9 protein-coding genes and 1 pseudogene are annotated in these 8739 nt (G+C 38.1%); 8 read left to right on the forward strand and 2 right to left on the reverse strand.

The features are described 5' to 3' along the window. Window positions 1-312: 312 nt before the first annotated feature. A complete protein-coding gene (locus P20311_RS03955) occupies window positions 313-1710 on the reverse strand; it encodes a heavy metal sensor histidine kinase (RefSeq protein ID WP_008109917.1) in 1398 nt (465 codons plus the stop codon). Further along, entirely contained in the window at window positions 1700-2386 is a 687-nt protein-coding gene (locus P20311_RS03960) for a heavy metal response regulator transcription factor (protein WP_008109918.1), read from the reverse strand. Before P20311_RS03960 ends, P20311_RS03955 begins: the two co-directional genes overlap by 11 nt. A 166-nt stretch (window positions 2387-2552) precedes the next feature. Here P20311_RS03960 and P20311_RS03965 point away from each other — a divergent pair, with 166 nt between their 5' ends. From P20311_RS03965 to P20311_RS04000, 8 genes and pseudogenes are all read left to right on the forward strand, one after another. After that, window positions 2553-4376 (forward strand): copper resistance system multicopper oxidase, encoded by a 1824-nt coding sequence (locus tag P20311_RS03965; RefSeq protein WP_008109920.1) that lies wholly within the window; start codon window positions 2553-2555, stop codon window positions 4374-4376. Then, window positions 4373-5236, forward strand: coding sequence for a copper resistance protein B (locus P20311_RS03970; RefSeq protein ID WP_008109922.1), 864 nt, complete (start codon window positions 4373-4375; stop codon window positions 5234-5236). Before P20311_RS03965 ends, P20311_RS03970 begins: the two co-directional genes overlap by 4 nt. A gap of 22 nt (window positions 5237-5258) precedes the next feature. Then, entirely contained in the window at window positions 5259-5666 is a 408-nt protein-coding gene (locus P20311_RS03975; RefSeq protein ID WP_008109924.1) for a copper resistance CopC family protein, read from the forward strand. An 11-nt stretch (window positions 5667-5677) separates the two neighbouring features. After that, a complete protein-coding gene (locus P20311_RS03980; RefSeq protein WP_008109926.1) occupies window positions 5678-6586 on the forward strand; it encodes a copper resistance D family protein in 909 nt (302 codons plus the stop codon). Window positions 6587-6609: 23 nt separating this feature from the next. Beyond that, entirely contained in the window at window positions 6610-7098 is a 489-nt protein-coding gene (locus tag P20311_RS03985; protein WP_008109928.1) for a nuclear transport factor 2 family protein, read from the forward strand. 10 nt (window positions 7099-7108) lie between these two features. Beyond that, window positions 7109-7627: a DUF411 domain-containing protein gene (locus P20311_RS03990; protein WP_008109930.1), complete on the forward strand. Its 519-nt coding sequence runs from the start codon at window positions 7109-7111 to the stop codon at window positions 7625-7627. A gap of 140 nt (window positions 7628-7767) precedes the next feature. Continuing rightward, window positions 7768-8277, forward strand: a complete 510-nt coding sequence (locus P20311_RS03995; protein WP_008109932.1) for a DUF305 domain-containing protein — start codon at window positions 7768-7770, stop codon at window positions 8275-8277. A gap of 33 nt (window positions 8278-8310) precedes the next feature. After that, window positions 8311-8739, forward strand: a pseudogene (locus P20311_RS04000) (glutaredoxin); the annotation flags it as partial.

Consider the following 8739-nt stretch of genomic DNA (forward strand, 5'->3'; position numbering starts at 1 on the left):
CGATTAGAGTATAAAATCTAACTTGGTTCTGTCCAAAAACGATTTTATCTGACAGTCTGCTTCTCGCTCAAATAAGCCCCCGAAAAGTGGCTCATATAGCTATCTAGGTTAACGCTTTCGAAAAACAGAAGTAAATTTCCTATAACTACCTTTGAAGCACTAGAAACGGAAGTTTGCTTCCGAAATATAGTAATATAGGCTTACAAATCGGAAGTTTACTTCCGTTTTGTACTTTAAGTTTATAAACCGGTGTTTAATGAAAGCTGGGAAGTCTAGAGGTACAAGCAAACATTGGGTTATTAAATTTAATAATTAGCTTTTAGCTAAATTTAGAAAAACTTTAAAGCTGGTAGTTTGATTATTTGAACTGACCTCTATATTTCCACCGTTTGCTTGCGCTAGAGCTTTAACTATTGCAAGCCCTAAACCAGCTCCATCGCTGTGTCGTTGGCGCGATTTATCGGGTCGATAAAAGCGGTCAAATAAATAAGGTAAATGCTCAGAAGGTATTCTCTCCCCAGTATTAATCACTGAAATACATATTTTTTCAGCGGTAAATATTTCACTATTTACTGTGATTGATGAGCCTTTTGGGGCATACCTTATTGCATTGGATAGGAGGTTTGATAATAATTGGCGAAAGTGTAATTTGTCACAATAAAAACAAAGGTTTTGACCTTTTTTCTTAAATGTAATCAATGAGTCTTCAGCCAAAGCATCAAAGTACTCAAATAATGCTTCAATTTCATCATGGCTTTTTAGAGTATTTTGAACGGGTTTAACCAGTCCATTCTGAGTTTTTGCAAGCCAAAGCATATCACTAACCATCTTAGTTAGTCGTTCCAGCTCTTCTAGATTAGAAAACAATAATTCTTGATACTCTAACAACTGTCTTTTTTTAGATAAACCAACCTGTGTTTGAGTGATTATATTTGTTAGTGGAGTACGTAACTCATGCGCAATATCACTAGAGAAATTTGATAAACGAATAAATTCACCTTGGAGCCTGTCGAGCATCGAGTTAAACGACTGCACCATATTAACAAGCTCAATAGGCACTTTATTTTCATCAAGCCTTACATCCATCTTATTAGTTTGGATGTCATGCATTTTCTGACTCAAACCTCGTAAAGGGTTTAATCCTTGATGTATAGCAAACCAAGCCACCAATAAAATGAGTACCGCAGAGCCAAACATAATAGCCCAAAGGCTTTGTTGAAATTGATTGAGAAAGTGTAAATGAAAGCTCATGTCTATCGCTGTAGTAATTTCGTATTGCTGTTGCCCAGTACTTAAATTACTCACCAGAGCTCGGTAGGTGTGGGTATCATTTTGCCATGAGGTAATGTTGTTACGGTTAAAGCCAGCTGAAGCCTTAGCACTCATTACAAAATCACTAAAATCTCGTTCAGAACTTTGAAAAATGAGCTCTCCTTTTGCGGTATTTACCTGATAGTAAACACCGTGATGACCCGCTACAGCGTTAGATAATTCATTTTTAAGTTTCAGGTTTGATTTATACTGTTGTCTTAAAACTAATTCAATAGATTGATTAATAACATGCAGTTCACTACTATCTTGCTTGAAAAAATGATGTTTTATCGAACTATTTATTAAGGTGGCAACTAAAGTTAAGCACGCAATAACGGTTACAGCCACAAACAACACAACACGCATCGTAAGTGATAAAGGCCGTGACTTAATAGCCATCAGTTTCAACCTCTAATTTATAGCCCATACCACGAACCGTATGAATTAATTTAATAGTAAAGTCATCATCAACTTTTGCTCTTAGCCTACGAATGGCAACATCAATCACATTGGTGTCGCTATCAAAATTCATATCCCATACTTGAGAAGCAATTAACGAACGTGGCAGTACTTCACCTTCGCGCCGTAACAATAGTTCAAGTAAGCTAAACTCTTTATTACTCAATAAAATACGCTTGCCTGCACGTTGTATTTTTCGCTTTGGAATATCCATTTCTAAATCAGCAACGATCAGTATATCGTCAACTGTTTGTACTGCACCACGGCGAATAAGAGTGCGTACTCTTGCTAAAACTTCAGCAAAAGCAAAAGGCTTTATTAAATAGTCATCAGCACCAAGTTCGAGCCCCTTTACTCTATCGTCTATGCTATCGCGAGCAGATAAAAATAGTACTGGGGTTTTGTTATCTGCTTCACGTAGCGACTGTAAAATTTTCCAACCGGATACGTCAGGTAACATGACATCAAGTATTATTACATCAAATAAGTCGGTCATTGCTAGGTGATGACCGTCAAGACCATTGCGCGCCAAAGAAACCTGAAAACCAGCTTCACTTAGTCCCTGTTTTAAATAATCTCCCGTTTTTGCTTCATCTTCAACAACTAATAAGCGCATACAATTCCTTCATTAAAGTCCTAACAACTACCTCTGCAAATATTATGCAGTATCTGTCACTACAGCAACATGACACCAAGATTACAACTTTGTAATGTTCGCGTCATGTTGAAGACAGGTCTATTTTCTATACTTAATACATATTCTGGTATGAAGGAGTAAGGAAATGGGGTTTAAAAAGTCATCACAACAGGTTAGCACACCACGAAGACGATTTGTTCAAGGCTTAATTGCAGGAGGTGTACTTGCTGCTTTTCCGAGTGTATTACATGCTGCATCATCTTTAGTAGCAGGAACAATAACAGGCACTGTGCCCGAACTTAGCGGCAAAGTAATTGATCTGGTTATAGATGAATCGCCGGTTAACTTTACTGGCGTAGTACGTATGGCGACAACTATCAATGGCTCTATACCCGCCCCTACCTTGCGCCTCAAAGAAGGCGATGACGTTACTATTAGAGTAACAAATAAGTTATCAGTACCGAGTTCAATTCATTGGCATGGCATTATTTTACCGTATCAAATGGATGGCGTACCTGGTATCAGTTTTAAAGGGATTATGCCTGGCGAAACCTTTGTTTATAAATTTAAATTACAACAAAGCGGTACATATTGGTATCACTCACATAGTGGCTTTCAAGAAATGACTGGCATGTACGGTGCATTAATTATTGAACCGCGAGAAAAAGATATTATTAGTGCAGATAACGAGCATGTTATTCAATTATCTGATTGGACTGATGATGACCCAATGGATTTGTTCCGCAAGTTAAAAGTACAGAGCGATGTATTTAACTTTAATCAACCTACTGTTCCAGAGTTTTTTGATGACATTTCAAATAGCAGCGTTTCAAATGCGCTACAACGCCGGGAAATGTGGAATAAAATGAGAATGAACCCTACAGATCTTGCTGACTTATCAGCATCTGCAATGACTTTTTTAATGAATGGTAGTACGCCAATGTCAAATTGGCGAGGAATGTTTAAAGCTGGCGAAAAGGTTAGGCTTAGATTTATTAACGGTTCTAGCAATACGTTTTTTGATGTAAGAATACCTGAGCTGAAGTTAACAGTTGTACAAGCTGATGGACAAAATGTTGAACCTGTGACAGTAGATGAATTTAGATTCGGCCCTGGTGAGACCTACGACGTAATTGTTGAGCCTAAAAATGATGCCTATACGATTTTTGCTCAAAGTATGGATCGCTCTGGTTACGCAAAAGGAACTTTATCAAGCTCGCCTAATATTGATGCGCCAGTACCTGCACTTGACCCTGTTGAATGGTTAACGATGACCGATATGATGGGCAATATGACCCACGGCGGTGAGCATTCTGCAATGGCAGGTATGGCTGGCATGTCAGGTATGAACTCTAAAGAAATGGATCATAGCGCTATGGATCACGGTCCAATGGCGATGGATCATAGCAAACATGGTATGTCTGAAAACCCATTAGCGGTTGCCAGCTCTAAAGTGCGTCATGCAAAAACGGAGTATGGAGCTTCAGTTGATATGCGCGTTGATATGCCGAGAACAAATCTTGATGATCCTGGTATTGGTTTACGTAAAAATGGTCGTCGTGTTTTAACACTTGCAGATTTACACTCACTTGAAGGGATCACTAACCAGCAAGAGCCAGAAGCTGAAATTGAGCTGCATTTAACCGGAAATATGGAACGTTATAGCTGGTCATTTGATGGCTTAGAATTTGGTAAAAGCACGCCAGTGCATATGAAGCATAACCAACGTTTAAGAGTTATTTTACAAAACGATACCATGATGACGCACCCTATGCATTTGCATGGTATGTGGAGTGATTTAGAAAACGAGCAAGGTGATGTGCAAGTGCGACGTCATACGATACCTGTTCAACCCGCACAAAGAATCAGCTTTTTAACCACCCCTCACGATGTAGGTCGCTGGGCTTGGCATTGCCATTTATTATTCCATATGGATGCCGGTATGTTTAGAGAGGTAGTCGTATCATGAAACAATTAAAACTATCTAAATCATTAGGTTTATTAATGTTAACAGGGGCTTCATTAATTAGTTTCCCTTTATTAGCGCAAAGTGAAATGGCACAAATGAATAGCGCTAAGATGCAACCACAAGGAGGAAGTGCACCTAAAGATGCAAGAGACCCCCATGCTTACTCTGCGGGAACAACTTTAACAGAAGGCCCATATGCGCTTGAGGGCAATGAGCGATTAACACTCGCTGATGAGCATCCATTTTACGCATTACTAGGCGATCGTCTTGAATATAACGAGCAAGCAAACGCAGGTGTATTTGACTTACAAGCATGGTACGGCACTACCTTTGATCGATTGGTAATTAAAACCGAGGGTGATTTCAGCGAAGGAAGTATTGAAGAAAACCAAACCGATATTTTATGGGGTCACGCCGTATCAGCATATTGGGATACTCAAGCAGGTGTTCGTCTTGATTACAATAAAGAAGGTGAAAATCGGCAATGGTTAGCTTTTGGCTTACAAGGTTTAGCCCCTTATTGGTTTGAACTTGATATGACAGCATACGTAGGTGAGCGAGGCAATACCGCATTTACGTTAGAGGCAGAGTACGAACTATTACTCACGCAAAAGCTAATTATACAACCGCGAGCCGAAATTACACTTTATGGCAAAAACGATAAACAAAACGAACTTGGAAGTGGCCTATCAAGCAGCGCGATTGGCTTTAGGGTTCGTTATGAATTTACACGCCAGTTTGCGCCCTATATTGGCGTTGAATGGAGCAATAAATTTGGCAATACCGCCGACTATGCCACATCAAGTGGACAAAGTAACAACAACACCGCATTTGTTGCGGGTATTAAATTTTGGTTTTAATCATTTTAAATAAGAGGTAATTATGAAGTTTTTTAATTCTGCAGTAGCCATTTTAGGTTTAGTGCTTACATTTTCCGCATCAGCGCATATATCACTCAAGCAATCAACACCTGCGCAAGAAGCCATGTTAATGAAAAGCCCAGAGCAACTTTCGTTAACTTTTGGTGGTGAAGTAAGGCTAGCAAAAGTCATCATCAAAGATGAAAAAAATAAATCAATAAACTTTGATTTCAAACCCAGCGCCACCCCAAGTACAGACTTTAATTGGTCATTACCGAGCCTAGCCCAAGGCACTTACACGGTTAAATGGACAGCACTGGGTGGTGATGGACATAAAATGACCGACACGTTTAGATTTATGGTACACAAAAGTGAATCGCATAAGATGATGCAAGAACAATCTAATACCCACAGCAAACATAATCATTAAGTAGCAACATAATGCAATTAAGTGAATGGTCAGTACTCTTATTATTATTAAAACTAGCAAGCTATATAGCAATTGCAGGGCTTGCGGGCACTTTATTAATGCGCTTTATGTGTGGCAACAGCAATGTTGCAGGGCATCAGGTAATTAGCTTTTATCAGTTCTTAAAACGTTGGCAAATTACGTGTGTAGTTACAGGTAGTATTGCTGCACTTTTACAAGTACCAATAGAAGCTGGAGCAATGGCTGAATCAGGCTTTATGGGAATGTTTGACCCCTTTATGCTTGAAATTGTTTGGCAATCAGTCATAGGTGACCAAGCAACGTTTAGAATACCAGCGCTCATTATTGCTCTAATTAGCGCATGTATGTGGAGTGTGGAATCAGATGATAACGTAGCAGGTTATAAAAACGGTGCCGTTATACTAATCATGCTTGGGTTTATCGCTTATAGCTTCACTTTTACTGGGCACAGTGCAAATGAAAATGGGTTAGTGAAAAGTATTTTAACCTTTCACCTTATTGCCATTGCGAGCTGGTTAGGGTCATTGTGGCCGCTTTACAAAAGCTGCACTTTACTACCTACCAGTGAAGTAAAGCGGTTAATGCATTACTTTGGTCAACTCGCTATTGTTATTGTATTTGTACTACTTATTTCGGGCTTAACTCTGCTCCTGCAGTACCTAGAGTCATTTTCTGCGTTGTTTACATCAAATTATGGGCAACTAATTTTATTAAAGCTGTTACTCGTCAGCGCGATGCTGTTACTAGGTGCATGGCATAAGCTTTTTTTAGTCCCGCAAATCACTCAACAACACCATATAAGTATATTAAAACGCTCGATCACTGTTGAAATATTAATTGCCCTATTTGTACTTATTACAACAAGTGTATTTACAACACTTGTTGGTCCGCCTATTTAACGATTAATAAAAAAGGAAAATGTATGTTAATTAAATCCTTTAATTTAAAAATTTTATTGCTACTAATTTTTAGCACTGTTAGTTCTTTTACTGTTAGTGCACATGACGATGAAAAATATTCAAAAAAAGGCAAGGCCTTTGTCAATGTTGATAGCGAGGCTGCAAAAACAGTCAGCCTATTTCATGCATCTCTAAAACAAGGCAATCGCGAAGCTGCACGTAAATTACTGGCCGACGATGTCATCATTTTTGAAGGCGGAAGTGTTGAGCGTTCTGCAGATGAATACGCGAAACATCATATGATAGCGGATATGAAATTCTTAAGTGCTGTTAATAGTGAACTACTAGAGCATCAAGTTTACACAAATGGAGACATAGCTTACTCAATTTCAAGAAGTAAAACTCAAGGAAAGTACAAAGGAAAAGATATTAAGTCTATGGGAATGGAATCAATCACATTAAAAAACACCGATACAGGTTGGAAAATCACTCATATTCATTGGTCAAATTAAGGAGTTAACAATGCGAGTAATCTACATTACCTCAGCGTTATTTTTATCATTAACTATGTCATTTTCGGCGATAAGTATCGAAAAACAACATAAAGCATTAATAACTTATGAGAATTCAGAAAAACCTAAAATTGAGCTTACCGTTTATAAAAGTAAAAATTGTGGATGTTGTAATAAGTGGATTGCTCATTTGAGCGAAAACAATATTCAAACAAAAGCAATTAACGTCAATGACATGGGGACGATTAAATCTCAGTATCAAATAAAACCAAATATGCGGTCATGCCATACAGCCGTTTCAGCCGATGGATTTGTATTTGAAGGTCATGTTCCCGCCAAACATATAAAACAGTTTTTAGCTGAACAACATCCTGAAAAGACGATAGGGCTCTCTGTTCCCTCTATGCCTGCTGGTACGCCAGGTATGGAAATGGGCGATCGCTTTAATAAATATAATATTGAAATGCTTACGCACGATTTACAGCAGAATACTTATAAGCATATTAGCAAATACGCTGAGCAGTTTTAACACTTATGGCACAACTCTTGATGTAATATTAAACATTGATTCAATGATTAAATATATAGTGGGTTTACGCCTAATAACCTGTAAGAATTACCCATTGGTATAAATGATATACAAAGTAAATGATAGAAAGGAGCCATCTAATGTCGCAGTATTTAAAGTTTTTCTTAATGATAGCCACATCAACATTAGTCATGTTTGTACTGATGTATTTGAATACTTATCAGCTAAGTCATGTTTTTTTTAGTGAAACTCGTACTTATATGGCGCTTTATATGGGAGCCACGATGGCAGTGATAATGCTACTTTTCATGCTCAATATGTATAAAAATAAAAAGAAAAATATAACAGTACTCATTGCTAGTGTTACCGTATTTGCGGGAAGTTTATTTTTAGTTCGATCACAAGCGACTGTTGATGATAGCTCATGGATGTCGGCGATGATCCCACATCATTCAATTGCAATACTCACCAGTGAAAGGGCAAAAATCAAAGATAAGCGAGTCCAAGAGCTTGCAACAAATATTATTGAGGCACAGCGTCGTGAGATTAAAGAAATGCAGTGGTTACTAAAGGATATAGAGAAAAATGGCCTAGCAGAAACTCAGGAGCAAGCACAATCTAGGACCGTACCGGATTTTAATGCTAAGTAAAATTTTATACCAATACATAAAAGGGAGCTAAACATGAGTAAATCAGCCCAACTTTTTAGAATGGCCACAGATGAGCATATTTGTCCGTTTGGTTTAAAATCAAAAGACCTACTAGAGCGAGAGGGATATACAGTTGATGATCAGCTATTAACTTCTCGAGAGCAAACAGATGAATTTAAAAAACAACACAGTGTAGAAACTACACCTCAAACATTTATTGATAATAAACGTATAGGTGGCTATGTCGACTTACGCGATTACTTTGATAAGCCAAAAGCTGGGCAAGAAGGTACAACTTACACGCCCGTGATTGCGATTTTTTCGGTTAGTTTTTTGCTTAGTGTGGCATTTAGTTTTGCAGCGAATAATAGCTTATTATCAATGCAAACCGCTGAACTGTTTGTAGCCCTAACAATGGCAGTGTTAGCAATACAAAAGCTTCAAGACTTATTTAGCTTTACT

This window comes from Pseudoalteromonas sp. BSi20311, assembly GCF_000239875.1.
In the GTDB taxonomy this organism is placed as follows: Bacteria; Pseudomonadota; Gammaproteobacteria; order Enterobacterales; family Alteromonadaceae; genus Pseudoalteromonas.